Below are 16136 nucleotides of genomic sequence, written 5' to 3'. Positions count from 1 at the left end.
ACATGCCTTAAACTAACTTGTAAGAACAGGAGGCTTTGTGAAATGGCAAACTATCCGCTTGACGAACAGTTGGCTTATGTATGCGAAATCAAGGCACAGGAGTTCGCCATGCTCGGCTATGAGGATATTACAATAGAGGAAATTTGGGAGTGTGTATCAGAGAAATATAAGGAAATGCCCCCGCTTTATAAAATTGTCAACGATATTTTGTCACTAAAACCCGGTCTCTGGATGAATTGGATGACGATGCGCGCCTATCGGGAAGAACCGCTAGCAATCGACTTGAAGAAAGTGGAATGATTTGTAACAGTCTATTTAAGAAACCAATCGCTTATTTATGCGTAAAAGAAAAACGAGCCGTATTGATATTTGTCATATGCGCTCGTTTTTCTTTTTGTTCTTACGTATGATGCGGGGACTAAAAGACGAGCTTGTCTGTCAGCTGTCTTATTTTCCATTGGACCTTAAATTGACAGTAAAAAATAAGGGCGACTATAATAGAGTGTATTGGTTGAAAAAGGAGGAAGTACGGCTAATGATTAATTGGAGTCGGATCGTCACTTTTCTCCTTATTACGCTGCTTGTTTTCGGCGTGATTGGAGTGTATGGGGAAAAAGTGGCGAAAAGCACTACGCTCGGTCTCGATTTGCGCGGAGGATTTGAAATCTTATACGAAGTGTCTCCGCTTGAACCGGGTGCCAAAATGACGCAGCAGACGGTGAAAGATGCGGTTTCTGCAATCGAGAGACGCGTCAATGTACTTGGTGTAACCGAGCCTGAGATTACGGTGGAGGGGACGAATCGGATTCGCGTTAAGTTGGCCGGTGTGCATGATCAGGAGCAAGCGCGCAACGTAATTGGTAAGCCTGCCAATTTGACATTCCGTGACATGCAGGGTCATATCCTGATGAAAGGATCGGATCTTGCAGAGAACGGGGCTAAAGGTGTATTGGATCCTCAGACACAGCAACCGGTTGTTACTCTGCAGTTTAAAGACGCGAAAAAATTCGCTGAAGTTACGCAGAAGTATGTGGGACAGCCGATGGGGATTTATCTTGACGAAAAAATGCTGACTGCGCCTACCATCCGCGAAGTGATCCCGAACGGAAGCGCTCAGATTGACGGTCAGGAAAGCATACAGGAAGCGAAAAATTTGGCTGCTTTGCTGAATGCGGGCGCGCTGCCGGTAAAAATGAAAGAAGTGTTCTCGACAAGCGTTGGCGCGAAGCTGGGCACTCAATCATTGCAGAACGGAATTAAAGCCGGGGTTATCGGAATCGCCCTTGTATACATTTTTATGCTGGCAGTATATCGTCTGCCGGGCGTTATCGCCTGCATCATGATTTCTGCTTATATGTTTCTTTTGCTGCTCGTGCAGAACTTGATGGACGTTACGCTGACGCTGCCGGGAATCGCGGCGTTTATTCTTGGGGTCGGCATGGCGGTGGACGCCAATATTATCATGTATGAGCGCATCAAGGAAGAGCTGCGCAGCGGCAAAACGATTCTGTCGGCGCTTAGGGTAGGCTCCCAGCGTTCGTTGAGCACGATTCTCGACGCGAACATTACGACCATTATCGCAGCGCTTGTGTTGTTCCAGTTTGGTTCTAGTTCGGTAAAAGGCTTTGCCGTCATCCTGATTCTGAGTATCGTGATGAGCATGCTTACATCAGTGGTGGGAAGTCGGCTCCTGCTGAACTTGGTGGTACGTTCCAATCTGTTCAAAAAACCGGCGTATTTCGGGGTAAGGGAGCGTGACATCCGTGAACTCTAATTTTGATTTCGTGAAAAACCGAAAATATTACTTTATTGTTTCGCTTATCTTGGTTCTCATCGGCGTGGTTTCGCTTTTGACGATGGGGATGAATCTCGGCGTCGACTTTAAGGGCGGTTCGCGCGTTCAGGTGCACGTCGGCAAGACGTTTTCTGAGGAGCAGATCAAAAAGGACGCGGAGCAGCTTGGATTGAAGCCGGGCAGTGTTACGACCGCCGGTGACAATCGGGACATTGCGGTCATTCAGTTTGCGGACCCGATTACGAAAGAGGACTATGCGAAGCTAACCAAAGCGATGCAGAGCAAATACGGAAAACATGTCGATCTGCAACAGAGTACAGTTGACTCTATGGTTAGCCGTGAGCTGGCGCGTTCCGCGCTGTATGCGGTGCTTATCGCTTCCATAGGGATTATTATCTATATTACCATACGCTTTGAGTTTAAGTTTGCTTTTGCGGCTGTCCTCGCGTTGTTGCACGACGCGTTTCTTGTTATTACGATTTTCAGCCTGTTCCACATCGAAGTGGACTTGCCTTTCATTGCGGCGATTTTGACGATTGTTGGTTATTCGATTAATGACACGATCGTTATTTTTGACCGCATCCGCGATAATTTGAAGAAGACAAAAATCAAAAAGATTCAGGACATTGAGGACATGGTGAATCTCAGTATTCGTCAGACGCTCACACGTTCTATCAATACGGTTCTGACCGTGCTTGTATGCGCGATTGCCCTCTTCATTTTCGGCGGCGAAAGCATCCGTTCGTTTACGCTTGCTTTGATTATCGGCCTTGTATTCGGGGCGTACTCATCTATCTTTATCGCCAGCCAGATTTGGGTATCGCTAAAAGAGCGCGAATTGAAGAAAAAGAAAAAATTGGCGCCTGCTAATAATGAAGCGTAAGACCAGCCATACTACAGGGAGATAGAAAAAAGAGGGTGACCCAAAAGGAACTAAAAATTTCCTTTGAGGGTTCGCCCTCTCTTTTTTAAATATAAAAGAGAATCGCTCCATTTGGCAAAATTGAAGTGACGAAACAACAACCACCAAAGGAACGGTTCTCTTATGAAACATGATCATATTTCCTTTTTCTGAACCGTTGGGACAACGGGGTTAGCTTGGTAAATTGCTAAACGTATCTGCGTTGGCAGGTATTACCCAAGAAGCCCCCACTTCAAGCGATAGCTAAGTGGTGGGGAGTCCACCGTAAAGATTATCTTAAAACATGTTACGTTCGTACAAGTCAGAAACAGTGCGCCATTTGCTATTAGTGAAAGCTTGAGAAAGATTGAAGCTTTGACTTATGCCTCGTCCTTCAATAGACATATACGCATACTTCTTGGAACGTTGCTGAAGACGTTCCATTGTTTGTTGGTACGCTTTTTCATCCAACAAACCTAACTCCCCGGCTCTTTCTTCTACTTGAACAAACAGTTCGCTAGTTCCGTTTGAACGCTTCCAGTTTGCATCTGCTGTAGATACTTGCTTAACGTTATCTGGATTTATGGGTTCTTTCGTATTTAACATTGCATCCTTAAAATCTTGATATTTTCCCTTATATCCATAGAAAGCGCGAAGAAAAAAGTAACCAGATCTCATTTCTAAATCAGAACGACTTTTTAGGAATCCTGTATCCATTTTATAACTCCTTTATTTAATTGCTTTTCTTACCACTAATAATATCGGATAAATTCAAATAATTGATTTGCATTTTTTTACTTTAATCTACAATAAAATGTTATATAATGGTTTTTTAAATCCATATCAAACCATTTTTGGTAGATAAAAGATGAAGAAAAAGTTTAAGCTTTCCATTCTTGCAACTTTAATGTGTTTCAGCATCTCTGGTATTATCCAAGCTGCTACACAAGCGGAAAAAAAGACTGATAAGGAGTTGTCAGTAGTTGAACATTTTGAAAAAGATACAAAGAAGAAGTATCCGAACTTGGAAATTAAACAGATAACACCGGAGGAATCAATTAAAATCAAGGAAGAAATGCGCACGAAAGTAGAAAAAGAAGCAAAACAAGAAGTGCAGCTATCTGGCATTAGTGCATTTGACTCCGCGCCGCCTGTTACAGTTCTATATATTGATCAAATTGTATGGGACGAGCCGAACGGCCATAAGTATATTTATGGTGATTTAACAGCTCCTGCTATAAAAGGATACACTGAAATGTCATTATGTGATTGTGGATGTGAAAATTAGCCTGGATGACAATATTACGGTAGAAGAAGGGCGCCGTATCGGAAAACATGTAAAAAAAGCATTACTGGAGAATTTTTCGAATATGCAGAATGTATTTGTACATGTCAACCCGTATGCGCGCACCCTTGAAGACGATCTGCAACGTATCCCCTTTTACAAAACGGAAACAAATGAACACGAAGGTTCGATTTTGCATTAAACGGCAGTTGCCCAATTTTTCCCCCCTCTAGTATAATGAACAAGTGTTTAGAGGGAGGTGGGGAAAGACGTTGGTAAAATCTAAGACCCGCTGGAAAATAGAAGAAATTGATCAAGAGCTTGCACTGCGCTTGCAGCAGCGATTACATATTCCACCGCTAATTGCCCAACTTCTTGTTGGACGAGGTATTTGTACGTTGGAAGAGGCTGAAAAATTCCTGGGTGGCAGCGTGCACGACTTTTATGATCCTTTTTTGTTGGACGGAATGGACATAGCTGTCACCCGTGTGAAGGAAGCGATTGAAGCGGGAGAAACGATTTTGATTTACGGCGACTATGACGCAGACGGCGTGACCAGCACCAGTATTATGATTCACACGATGCGTATGGCGGGCGCGACGTTTCAATATTATATCCCAAACCGGTTTACAGAAGGGTACGGATTGAATGAGGGGGCACTTACGAAAGCAGCGGAAAATGGGTTTGCGGTTGTGCTGACGGTCGACACGGGAATCAGCGCGGTAAAAGAGGCGGAACTCGCGAAAGAACTCGGCCTTGATCTGATTATTACTGACCATCATGAGCCACCTGAGGTGCTGCCGGATGCGTACGCGGTAATTAATCCGAAGAAGCCCGGTTGTCCGTATCCGTTTAAAATGCTGGCCGGAGCTGGAGTCGCTTTTAAATTTGCACACGCTTTGCTCGGCGAGTTTCCGTATCACTTGCTCGAAATTGCCGCCATTGGAACGATTGCTGACCTCGTTCCGCTTGTTGATGAAAACCGCCTTATTTCTAAACTGGGTCTAAAAGCGCTTGAGCATTCTGCTAATCCTGGCATTCAGGCGTTGAAGAAGGTGTGCGGTATCGAAGGCAAAGTTTCTGCTTATCACGTCGGATTCGGTATAGGTCCGCGCATTAACGCAAGTGGACGGCTGGAAACGGCGGATCGAGCGGTCAAAATGTTTATTACGAACAATCCGGAAGATGCCGAAAAATACGCATATGAGCTGGACATGCTAAACAAAGAGCGACAGGATCTGGTGGAAGCGATTGCAGCGGAGGCGGAGCAGCTAGTGCTTGCGATGCCGGAGGAAGAAACGAATGTACTAGTCGTGGCGAAGGAAGGATGGAACGAGGGCGTGATCGGCATCGTCGCTTCTAGGCTTGTAGAAAAGTTTTACCGTCCAGCGATCGTGCTTAGCGTCAAGGCGGACGAAAACAAGGCAAAAGGGTCGGCACGCAGTATTGCCGGCTTTAATATGTATGAAGCACTCACAGAATGCGATGATATTTTGCCGCATTACGGCGGCCATCCAATGGCAGCGGGGATGACGCTCGCGGTTTCCGATGTACCAGAATTGCGCCGTCGTTTAAACGAATTGGCGCGAGATTGGCTAACGAAAGAAGATTACATTCCGATTACCAAAGTGGACGCTGTATGCCGGCTTGCTGACGCGAATCTGGAGACGATTGAGCAGCTGGAGCGGCTTGCTCCGTTCGGTGTTGGCAATCCCAGCCCTCGCATTTTGATCGAAGACGTAGAAATTGTGGATCTGCGCATCATCGGCAAAGATGGGAACCACATCAAATGCCAGTTCCATCAAGATGGTGTCACGCTGGATGGAATCGGTTTTAAAATGGCCGATATTAGCGCCGACCTGTCGCTTCGTGATGAAGCAAATATTGTGGGCGAACTGGCGGTGAATGAATGGAATAACCAGCGCAGAGTCCAGTTTATTTTGAAAGATTTGGCCATACCGGGAATGCAGATCTTCGATTGGCGCGGTACGCGCGGTAAGGCGGATAAGTTAAAAGCCTTGGACGGGGAGGTGCGTGCACGTGTCGTCGCGTTTCGGCCGCGCGGACAGGAACAGCTAGAGCGGCAATCCGCTTCTTGGCGCACGCTTTATCTTGAGCCGAAGCCAGGGACGCGCCAGCTTGTGCTATATGATTTGCCGCGTTCTTTCGCTGAGCTGAAAGAAGTTCTGAACGCTTGTTCGACCTTGGAGCGGCTGTATTGTCTGTTCGGGGAGGAGCCGGATTCTTTGCCTGCTTTGCCTTCGCGTGAGCAGTTTAAAGAAGTGTATAAGGCGGTTTATCAGCATAAAAAACTGGCGCATAAAGACATTCCGTTGCTTGCCAAAGCGAAGAAGCTTATGCCGTCGGCTGTGTCTTTCATTCTGGAAGTTTTTCTTGAGCTTGGTTTTCTTTCCGACGACGGAGAAGTGTACGAGCTAGTGAAAAAAACGGAAAAGCGGGATCTGACCGAATCCCGCGTTTACCAGCGGAAGAAAGAAGCCCTGGAACTTGAAACCGAGCTGTTATATTCTTCATATCAATCATTGCGTGCGTTTTTGAAGCAATTGGTGCTACAGGACGCCGGGACAAAGGAGAAGATGTATCATGGACTTTAAAGAAAAAATTCGGGTCATTCCGGACTATCCACATGAAGGCATTCGCTTTAAGGATATTACGACACTTTTAAAAGATGGCCCGGCTTACAAAGCTGCCATTGAAAAATTGGCCGAATTTGCACGTGAGAAAAAGCCGGATCTTATTGTAGGGCCGGAAGCGCGCGGCTTTGTTGTAGGTTGTCCGCTTGCCATTCAACTTGGAGCCGGATTTGTGCCGGTTCGCAAAAAGGGGAAACTGCCTTGTGAAACCGTCCAGGCGGAGTACTCCCTCGAATATGGAAAAGATGCGCTTGCGATGCACAAAGACGCTATTCAACCTGGGCAGCGTGTACTTATTGCTGATGATTTGCTTGCTACCGGCGGGACAATTCAAACGACGCTTAACCTTGTTAAGCAGCTTGGCGGCGAAATCGTTGGCTTTGCTTTCCTGATCGAACTTACGTATTTGAACGGCCGCGAGAAACTTGGTGATGAACACGATATCTTTACATTGATACAGTATTGATTTTGCGACCCTTTCGCGATGCAGACAAACATCCTTCCTCACACATGACAAGGAAGGATTTTTTCCTTCCTCTTTACTTTCCCATGTAATTCACAGATAATAAAAGGTAATATTCTAGGGGAGTGACAAAGGAGATTAATGTCATGAGCACCGAAACGACGATTGAGAGCGCGATCGATCAAGTCATAGAAAAAGCAAAGGCGTATTTACCGGAAAAAGATGTCGAATTTCTTTGGAAGGCTTATGAATTCGCGCGTAAAGCCCATGACGGGCAGGTGCGGAAATCAGGAGAACCATATATTATCCATCCGATTGCAGTAGCCGGCATTCTGATTAATTTGCAGATGGATGCGGTTACGGTGGCCGCCGCGTTTTTGCATGATGTGGTAGAGGATACGGAAGTAACGAGCGAACAGATTGCCGAAGAATTTGGGACGGAAGTGGCAAATCTGGTTGAAGGCGTTACGAAGCTTGGACGGATTAAGTTCAAATCAAAAGAGCAGCAGCAGGCGGAAAACCACCGGAAAATGTTCCTCGCTATGGCGAAAGACTTGCGTGTCATGCTAATTAAGCTGGCAGACAGGTTGCACAATATGCGGACGCTTAAGCATCTTCCGGAAGCGAAACAGCGCCAGATTTCGGATGAGACACTAGAAATTTTTGCACCGCTGGCACATCGACTTGGAATCGCTTCCATTAAATGGGAGATGGAGGACACGGGCTTACGCTACATCAATCCGCAGCAATATTATCGAATTGTCAATTTAATGAAAAAGAAACGGGCTGAACGGGAGAAGTATATTGAAGGTGTTATCAAGACACTTGAAGAGAAGCTGAAGGAAATTAATATCAAGTCGGAGATTTCCGGACGCCCTAAACATATTTATAGCATCTATCGTAAGATGGTTAAGCAAAACAAAGAATTTAACGAAATTTATGACTTGCTGGCCGTTCGAATTATTGTGGATGATATACGCGATTGTTACGCAGCGCTTGGGATCGTTCATACGCTGTGGAAGCCGATGCCAGGCCGATTTAAAGATTACATTGCCATGCCAAAAGCGAATATGTACCAGTCGCTCCATACGACGGTTATCGGGCCTAATGGTGAACCGCTGGAAGTGCAAATCCGCACATATGAGATGCATAGGATTGCCGAGTACGGTATTGCCGCTCACTGGGCCTATAAGGAAGGAAAAACAGTCGGGGATGAGAACAGTTTTGAGCGGAAGCTGTCTTGGTTCCGTCAAATTTTAGAATGGCAGAATGAGACGAGAGATGCGCAAGAGTTCATGGAGTCATTGAAAATGGACTTGTTTGCCGATCACGTATTTGTTTTTACGCCAAAAGGGGATGTCATCGAATTACCAAAAGGCTCTGTTCCGCTCGATTTTGCCTACCGCATTCACTCTGAAGTCGGCAACAGGACGATTGGTGCCAAGGTCAATGGCAAAATTGTTCCGCTTGATCATGAGCTGAAGACAGGAGATATCGTCGAAGTTCTTACTTCGAAGCATAGCTATGGGCCGAGCCGCGATTGGTTGAAGATTACGAAGTCTTCCCACGCCCGCAACAAAATTAAGCAGTGGTTCAAGAAGGAAAAACGGGAAGAAAACGTGGCAAAAGGCCGTGAAATGGTAGAAAATGAACTGAAGAAAAATAACTATGAACCGAAAGAGATCATGACTGCGGAAAATTTGCAGGAGGTAGCGAACAAGTTTAACTTTCAGGGTGAAGAAGATATGTTTGCCGCGGTTGGATACGGTGGCATTACAGCGGCGCAAATCGCTACCCGTCTGACGGACAGAATTCGTAAAGAGCGAGAAGAACAGCAATCCAACGTAACCGAGATTAAGCAGGATGCGCCGCGCAAGCGTCCGGATCAGGGAGTAAGCGTAAAAGGTGTCGATAATCTGCTGATCCGTTTTTCGCGCTGCTGTAATCCCGTACCAGGTGATGACATTGTTGGGTTTATTACGCGTGGTCGCGGAGTTTCTGTCCATCGCCAGGATTGCTTGAATATTCAAGCCTGTAGTGAAGAAGATAGGGCGCGCCTTATTTCGGTTGAATGGGACGCCGATCTTAAACATGAGTACAATGTGGACATCGAAATTACCGGTCATGACCGAAGCGGTTTGTTGAATGAAGTGCTGGCGACGGTAGCTGATATGAAGACGAGGATTACGGCCGTTTCTGGCAAATCGGATAAAAATCGTGTGGCGAAAATCAATATGACGATTTCCATCCAGAATTTAGATCATCTTCACAAGGTAGTGGAGCGGATCAAGAAAATTCGCGATGTGTATTCCGTTCGTCGTGTAATGAATACGTAGAAAGGACTGGCACACAATGCGAGTAGTTGTTCAACGTTCCAAACGAGCATCCGTTACAGTAAATCATAAGATGATCGGCAAAATTGACAGCGGGCTTGTTCTTTTGGTTGGCATTACGCATAATGATACGAAGAAAGATGCGGAGTATGTCGCGGAAAAAATCGCCAATTTGCGCATTTTTGAGGATGAGAACGGAAAGATGAACCGCTCGGTAAAAGATGTGTGCGGGGCGATTCTTTCCGTTTCGCAGTTTACGCTGTATGGCGATACGCGCAAAGGACGTCGCCCCAGCTTTGTGGAAGCAGCTCGACCTGAGCAGGCGCAACCGCTGTATGATTTTTTTAATGAGAAGCTTCGTGAGCAGGGATTGAAGGTCGAGACCGGTATCTTTGGAGCAATGATGGAAGTAGCTCTTATCAATGATGGACCGGTTACCTTGATTGTCGAAAGTCCCCCCTGTTCTTCTCGTTCGCTACCCTCTTAACGGAAAGTGCTGATAAAGGAGTTATTTCATGATTATACAGGTAGTAGGTGCGGCGGAATTATTCCGCCAGCCGTTAGAACATATTGTTCAACTGTTTTTTGAAGAAGCACAGATTTGGTTTGGAATAAGTGCGGAAGATAGAACGCCGGATGTAAATATCGAGCTTACGCTTACAGGGGAACAGGAACTGTACGCGCATGCCCGCCTGACGGAAAAGCGGAGCGGAAAGGTATATGAAGCATCGTATTTGCGCCGGATTTCGTATTGTCAGGAGGATAAAGAATGGCGAAAACAGGCCAAGCAGGTGATAAGCCACCCGCTGCTTGACGTGTTGGAACGCTATACGGGTATTGAACAGCCCTGGGGCATTCTCACCGGAATCCGGCCAACGAAGCTGTTGCATCGCAAAGTTCAGCGAAATGTACCGCGTGAGCAAGCGCACCGTGAGTTGCGCGAGGATTTTTTGATTCGCCAGGAAAAAATTGATCTTATGCAACAAATCGTTGACCGCCAGTTGACGATGGTGCCTGACTTGTATCATTTGCGGGGAGAAGTCAGCATTTATATCGGCATTCCGTTTTGCCCGACCAAATGTGCGTATTGCACGTTTCCAGCCTATGCGATTAGCGGAAAGCAGGGCTCTGTTGACTCCTTTCTCGGCGGATTACATTATGAAATGCGCGAGATCGGACGCTGGCTAAAAGAGCATGATATGAAAATTACAACGATTTATTTCGGAGGGGGGACGCCAACAAGCATTACCGCCGAAGAGATGGATAGGCTATATGAAGAAATGTACGCTTCTTTCCCTCATATGGATAAAGTACGAGAGCTTACGGTGGAGGCGGGCCGCCCGGACACAATTACGCTAGAAAAGCTGGAAGTGCTGAAAAAATGGAAGATTGACCGTATTAGCATCAATCCGCAATCGTATATTGAAGAAACACTGAAAGCTATCGGGCGTCACCACACGGTGCAGGAAACGATCGATAAGTTCCGCCTCGCACGCGAAGCTGGGATGAACAATATCAACATGGATTTGATTATCGGTTTGCCTGGCGAAGGTGTGACTGAATTTGAACATACGCTTGCGGAAACGGAGAAGCTAATGCCGGAGTCGGTGACGGTGCATACGTTATCCTTTAAGCGCGCTTCGGAAATGACACGCAATAAAGAAAAATACAAAGTCGCAAGCCGCGAAGAAATCCAGGAGATGATGAAGCGGGCGGAGGAATGGACGAAAGCGCGCGGCTATGTACCATACTACCTTTATCGCCAGAAAAATATCCTTGGGAATTTGGAGAATGTTGGTTACGCAAAGCCGGGTCAGGAAAGCCTGTACAATATTATGATCATGGAAGAAATGCAAACCATTATCGGTCTGGGATGTGGCGCGGCCAGCAAATGGGTTCATCCTATGACCGGGGCTATTTCCCGCTTTGCCAATCCGAAAGAGCCGAAAGCTTACAACGAAAACTACAAACATTACACTGAAGCCAAAATCAAAGTTCTTGATGATTTGTTTGGAATCAAGACAGGAGTATAATCCCCCACTCTTGACAAACACTGTCGAAATAAGTAATATAAAAAACAATTGTGACAAAATGATATTGATCTGATGAAGGGCACAAAGTAGTCAGGAAGTACTGCCGCACAGAGAGGAATGTCAGAGGCTGGAAGCATTCCCGACAGCTCTTGATGAACGACAACCCGGAAGACCTTGTGGAAACAAACACATGGCGTGTTCCCGCGTTACGGGATATAGAGCGGGATATTTATATATCCAAGCAGGGTGGTACCACGGGAATAAATAGCAATCTCTCGTCCCTGACAACTGTGTCAGTGGCGGGAGATTTTTTAATGTGGAAGGAGACAGGAGAAAAAAGGTCGGATGCAATCGTCGAACCGCTCATTCTTCTTCCATGTTTATACATTTTTAATTTTTAAGGAGGGCCAATGATGATCCAGGTTCCACGAGGAACAGCTGATGTTCTGCCTGGCGAGATCGAACTGTGGCAGTATATTGAAGATAAGGCGCGAGACATTTGTCGTCGTTACAATTATTCGGAAATTAGAACGCCGGTTTTTGAACATACTGAGCTGTTTCAGCGCGGTGTCGGCGAGACGACGGACATTGTGGAAAAGGAAATGTACACGTTTGAAGACCGAGGCGGCCGCAGTCTAACCTTGCGCCCGGAGGGGACCGCTTCGACGGTACGCGCTTACATTGAACACAAAATGTATGGCTCCCCGCAGCAACCAACAAAACTATATTACATAGGACCCATGTTCCGTTACGAGCGCCCGCAGGCGGGCCGGATGCGCCAGTTTACGCAGTTTGGTGTCGAAGCGATTGGCAGCAATGATCCAGCGATTGACGCGGAGGTCATTGCGCTGGCAATGCGATTGTACGAAGAACTCGGCCTGAAAAAACTGCACGTTGAACTCAACAGCTTGGGTGACGCGGAAAGCCGCAAAGCGCACCGTGAAGCGCTCATCAAACACTTTACGCCACACATCCATGAGTTTTGTTCCGATTGTCAGTCGCGCCTTACGCGTAATCCACTGCGTATTCTTGATTGCAAAAAAGATGCGGACAAAGAAGTAATGAAAACGGCGCCTACTATTCTTGATTATTTAAATGAAGCATCCAAGTCGTATTTCGAGAAAGTGAAAAAGCATCTGGATGATTTAGGAATCGCATATGTAGTCAATCCGAATCTGGTACGTGGTCTTGACTATTATACACACACTGCGTTTGAGATTATGGAACGCGGCATCGGCGCCGTCAGCACCATCTGCGGTGGCGGACGTTACAACGGCCTTGTGCAGGAAATCGGCGGCAACGATATGCCAGGAATCGGTTTTGCTATGAGTATTGAGCGGGTGCTGCTCGCGTTGAAAACCCAAGGCGTAGAACTTCCAATTGACCAAGGACTGGATTGCTTTGTCATTGGCCTTGGGGAAGCAGCGGAGGAGAAGGCGTTTCTGCTTTTGAACGAGATGCGCCGTCAAGGGCTTACTGCTGATAAGGATTACTTGGGTCGGAAGATGAAGGCTCAGATGAAAGCGGCAGATCGTTTGCAGGCGAAAGTTGTGGTTATCATAGGAGAGGATGAACTTTCGCGGGATATCGTCGTTCTCAAAAACATGGAGACAGGCGATCAGCAGGAAGTGGCTTTTGACAAAGTTATAGCAAAAGTCCAGGAAATTACTAAAAACGATAAGCAAGGAAGGTAGGAAGAGAAATGGAATTCCAACAACGAAACGTATTTTGCGGCACGCTCCGCAGAACAGATGTGGGCAAAGAGGTTGTCTTAAACGGATGGGTGCAGAAGCGCCGCGACTTGGGGGGGGTTATCTTTGTCGATTTGCGCGATCGTACGGGTATTGTGCAAATCGTATTTAATCCTGAGATTAATCCGGAAGCGCATGCGGTTGGTGATAAGCTGCGCAGTGAATATGTTGTCAGCGTAAAAGGAAAAGTCGTAGAGCGAGATCCGGAAACAGTGAATCCGAACTTGGAAACCGGGGAAATTGAAGTACAGGTAAATGAAATTGAAATCATTAACCAGGCAAAAACGCCACCGTTCTTTATTGAAGATAATATCGATGTAGATGAACAAATTCGCTTAAAGTATCGTTATTTGGATCTGCGTCGTCCGGAAATGTATAAAACGATGGAACTGCGCCATAAAGTGACGAAGTTGTTCCGCGATTATCTGGATAGCAAAGGTTTTCTTGAAATCGAAACGCCTATGCTTACCAAAAGTACGCCGGAGGGAGCGCGTGACTATCTGGTGCCTAGCCGCGTGAACCCGGGTGAATTTTTCGCGCTGCCGCAGTCGCCGCAGATTTTTAAGCAATTGCTGATGGTGGCGGGCTATGAACGCTATTTCCAAATTGTGCGTTGTTTCCGTGACGAAGACTTGCGTGCAGATCGCCAGCCGGAGTTTACACAGGTCGATATTGAGACATCGTTCCTTAACATGGAGGAGTTAATGTCCATGATGGAAGAAATGATGGCAAAAGTTTGCAAAGAAGTGCTCAATATCGACATTGAAACACCGTTCCAGCGCCTAACATACGCGGAAGCTATGGATCGTTACGGCTCAGACAAGCCTGATCTTCGCTTCGGTATGGAATTAGTAGATATCTCGGACATCGCAGAAAACTGTGGCTTCCAGGTGTTCAGCAGCACAATGAAAAAAGGCGGGCAAGTAAAAGGCATCAACGTAAAAGGGTGCGCGCACTACTCCCGCAAAGATGTGGATGAATTGATGAAATTTGCGGGCCGCTATGGTGCGAAAGGCCTGGCATGGATGGCGTTTAAAGATGATGAAATAAAAGGGCCGATCGCCAAATTTTTTACGGAAGAAGAAATTGCCGCTATCAAAGATCGCATGCAGGTAGAGAACAATGACCTGTTGTTATTTGTGGCGGACAAGCCGAAAGTCGTGGCCGATTCTCTCGGTGCGCTGCGTCTGAAATTCGGTAAAGAGCTCGGTCTCATTGATGAAAGCAAGTTTGCCTTTGCATGGGTTGTGGATTTCCCATTGCTTGAATGGGATGAAGAGGCAAAGCGGTATGTGGCGCTGCACCATCCGTTTACCCGCCCGCGTCCGGAAGATGTGGAATTGTTCGATACCGATCCTGGGAAAATTCGCGCTCAAGCGTACGACATGGTACTGAACGGTTTTGAGATCGGCGGCGGCAGCATGCGTATTTATAAGCGCGATGTGCAAGAGAAAATGTTTAAAGCGCTTGGCTTTAGCCAGGAAGAAGCACAGGAGAAATTCGGCTTCCTTCTGGATGCATTTGAGTATGGTACGCCTCCGCACGGCGGTATCGCGTTTGGCCTGGATCGTATCGTAATGATTTTGGCCGGTCGAAGCAGTCTGCGCGACACGATCGCATTCCCGAAAACGGCAAGTGCCCGTGATTTTATGACGGACGCACCGAGCACGGTCGATCCGAAGCAGTTGGAAGAGTTATCGATCCGCGTTTTTATGCCAAAGAAGTCAGATGATAAATAAGTAACTTGGTAATAATTAGTGAAAATTGGGCCGAATTTACCGCTTGAAATCGTTTTCAAAATTGTGTAAGATGAAGTCACAACAAAGTTAAGAACCCTGTGATGTGCGTGAGCGACCCGTTTGTTTTGTACCAACACTAATGAAAAGGGAAACTGGGGTTCCGCTGTGGCGCAGAAGCCGCCCTGAATTGAGCGGACCTGTAAAGCAGCGGACAGGTCTCCCACCTGCCAGAGCAGGTTCAAAACACAGGCATCACGGCATTCCTGGGGTTCTTACTTTTATTGTTAATGCTGCGGCCCGCAGAGGATTTCTCTCTGCGGGCTTTCTTTTACCATATAAGAAAACAAAATGAAAAGGAGATCGTTATGCTGCATCAATTTTCTCGCACAGAGCTTGCAGTCGGTCGCGAAGGAATCAAATTGTTTAGGGACAGCGCCGTCGCCGTGCTGGGTGTAGGGGGGGTCGGTTCCTTTACCGTCGAATCGCTCGCCCGTACTGGTATCGGCAAACTGGTTCTTATCGACAAGGACGATGTCGACATCACGAATTGTAACCGGCAAATTCCGGCGACGCTTGAGACGATCGGGCAGTCAAAAGTGGATATAATGAAAAAGCGGATTGCGAGCATTAATCCAGAATGTGAAGTTGTTACGTTAAAAATGTTCTACAACGAGGAAACGTATGAGCAATTGTTTAAACATAAGCTTGATTATGTAGCTGACGCGATGGATACCATCTCGGCCAAGTTGCACTTGATTCTTCAGTGTCGTGAGCGCGGCATTCCGCTTATCAGCAGCATGGGAGCAGCCAATAAGCTGGATCCTACGCGTTTTCAGGTAGCGGATTTGTTTGAAACTTCTTATGATCCGATAGCTAAAGTGCTACGCCGGGAGCTGCGCAAAAAAGGGATCAAGAAAGGTGTAAAAGTGGTATATTCTACTGAAACGCCGGTCGCGGCCCGTGAAGAGGTATTGAAAGAGGTTGTGCAGGATCCGAATTCCCCGATCCGCAAAGCGATCCGTCCACCGGCGAGCGTGGCGTTTGTACCATCTGTCGCCGGATTAATCATGACAAGTGTCATTATTCGTGACCTGCTGGAGAAAGCCGGTATCGAAGTGTTGCGGGAAGACTAAGATAGGAAAAAAAGCAAGGAAAGGGTGCTGGTTTTGTGGCGGCATCCTT

General features: G+C 46.7%; 13 protein-coding genes, 1 other RNA gene, 1 pseudogene and 1 other annotated feature. Of the genes and pseudogenes, 14 read left to right on the top strand and 1 reads right to left on the bottom strand.

Annotated elements, in window-relative coordinates:
• Positions 1-42: 42 nt before the first annotated feature.
• The 3 genes from K3F53_RS14550 (at position 43) to secF (ending at position 2678) form a co-directional block, all read left to right on the top strand.
• Positions 43-300: a post-transcriptional regulator gene (locus K3F53_RS14550; RefSeq protein ID WP_057897929.1), complete on the top strand. Its 258-nt coding sequence runs from the start codon at positions 43-45 to the stop codon at positions 298-300.
• 235 nt (positions 301-535) lie between these two features.
• Positions 536-1774 (top strand): protein translocase subunit SecD, encoded by a 1239-nt coding sequence (gene secD, locus K3F53_RS14545; RefSeq protein ID WP_082705888.1) that lies wholly within the window; start codon positions 536-538, stop codon positions 1772-1774.
• A complete protein-coding gene (secF, locus tag K3F53_RS14540) occupies positions 1764-2678 on the top strand; it encodes a protein translocase subunit SecF (RefSeq protein ID WP_082705889.1) in 915 nt (304 codons plus the stop codon). The genes secD and secF overlap by 11 nt, the downstream gene beginning before the upstream one ends.
• A gap of 315 nt (positions 2679-2993) precedes the next feature.
• Here secF and K3F53_RS14535 read toward each other — a convergent pair whose 3' ends face one another.
• Positions 2994-3413 (bottom strand): hypothetical protein, encoded by a 420-nt coding sequence (locus K3F53_RS14535; RefSeq protein WP_057897930.1) that lies wholly within the window; start codon positions 3411-3413, stop codon positions 2994-2996.
• A 151-nt stretch (positions 3414-3564) separates the two neighbouring features.
• Here K3F53_RS14535 and K3F53_RS14530 point away from each other — a divergent pair, with 151 nt between their 5' ends.
• The 11 genes and pseudogenes from K3F53_RS14530 to K3F53_RS14480 all read left to right on the top strand — a co-directional run bounded on the left by K3F53_RS14530 (position 3565) and on the right by K3F53_RS14480 (position 16087).
• A complete protein-coding gene (locus tag K3F53_RS14530; protein WP_057897931.1) occupies positions 3565-3984 on the top strand; it encodes a hypothetical protein in 420 nt (139 codons plus the stop codon).
• A pseudogene (locus K3F53_RS14525) lies at positions 3956-4183 on the top strand (cation transporter dimerization domain-containing protein); the annotation flags it as partial. The gene K3F53_RS14530 and the pseudogene K3F53_RS14525, both read left to right, overlap by 29 nt.
• 70 nt (positions 4184-4253) lie before the next feature.
• Complete coding sequence (gene recJ / locus K3F53_RS14520; protein ID WP_220559072.1) at positions 4254-6596, top strand: single-stranded-DNA-specific exonuclease RecJ; 2343 nt, start codon at positions 4254-4256, stop codon at positions 6594-6596.
• A complete protein-coding gene (locus K3F53_RS14515) occupies positions 6586-7101 on the top strand; it encodes an adenine phosphoribosyltransferase (RefSeq protein ID WP_057897934.1) in 516 nt (171 codons plus the stop codon). Before recJ ends, K3F53_RS14515 begins: the two co-directional genes overlap by 11 nt.
• A 143-nt stretch (positions 7102-7244) precedes the next feature.
• A complete protein-coding gene (locus K3F53_RS14510; RefSeq protein ID WP_057897935.1) occupies positions 7245-9434 on the top strand; it encodes a RelA/SpoT family protein in 2190 nt (729 codons plus the stop codon).
• A gap of 16 nt (positions 9435-9450) precedes the next feature.
• Positions 9451-9918: a D-aminoacyl-tRNA deacylase gene (dtd, locus tag K3F53_RS14505; protein WP_057897936.1), complete on the top strand. Its 468-nt coding sequence runs from the start codon at positions 9451-9453 to the stop codon at positions 9916-9918.
• Positions 9919-9946: 28 nt separating this feature from the next.
• Positions 9947-11464, top strand: a complete 1518-nt coding sequence (locus K3F53_RS14500; RefSeq protein ID WP_057897937.1) for a coproporphyrinogen III oxidase — start codon at positions 9947-9949, stop codon at positions 11462-11464.
• 63 nt (positions 11465-11527) lie between these two features.
• Positions 11528-11750: a binding site (T-box leader), on the top strand.
• A gap of 124 nt (positions 11751-11874) precedes the next feature.
• On the top strand, positions 11875-13158 hold the full coding sequence (hisS, locus tag K3F53_RS14495) for a histidine--tRNA ligase (protein ID WP_057897939.1): 1284 nt from the start codon (positions 11875-11877) through the stop codon (positions 13156-13158).
• A gap of 8 nt (positions 13159-13166) precedes the next feature.
• Positions 13167-14954: an aspartate--tRNA ligase gene (aspS, locus tag K3F53_RS14490; RefSeq protein WP_057897940.1), complete on the top strand. Its 1788-nt coding sequence runs from the start codon at positions 13167-13169 to the stop codon at positions 14952-14954.
• 90 nt (positions 14955-15044) lie between these two features.
• A non-coding RNA gene (ssrS, locus tag K3F53_RS14485) (6S RNA) lies at positions 15045-15228 on the top strand.
• 91 nt (positions 15229-15319) lie between these two features.
• The gene (locus tag K3F53_RS14480) at positions 15320-16087 is read left to right on the top strand and encodes a tRNA threonylcarbamoyladenosine dehydratase (protein WP_220559071.1); all 768 of its coding nucleotides are present in this window, start codon (positions 15320-15322) and stop codon (positions 16085-16087) included.
• Positions 16088-16136 lie beyond the last annotated feature (49 nt).

The sequence above is a fragment of the Aneurinibacillus thermoaerophilus genome, from assembly GCF_019603355.1.
Taxonomy (GTDB): domain Bacteria; phylum Bacillota; class Bacilli; order Aneurinibacillales; family Aneurinibacillaceae; genus Aneurinibacillus; species Aneurinibacillus thermoaerophilus.
This window is presented reverse-complemented; position numbering and strand designations above follow the sequence as displayed.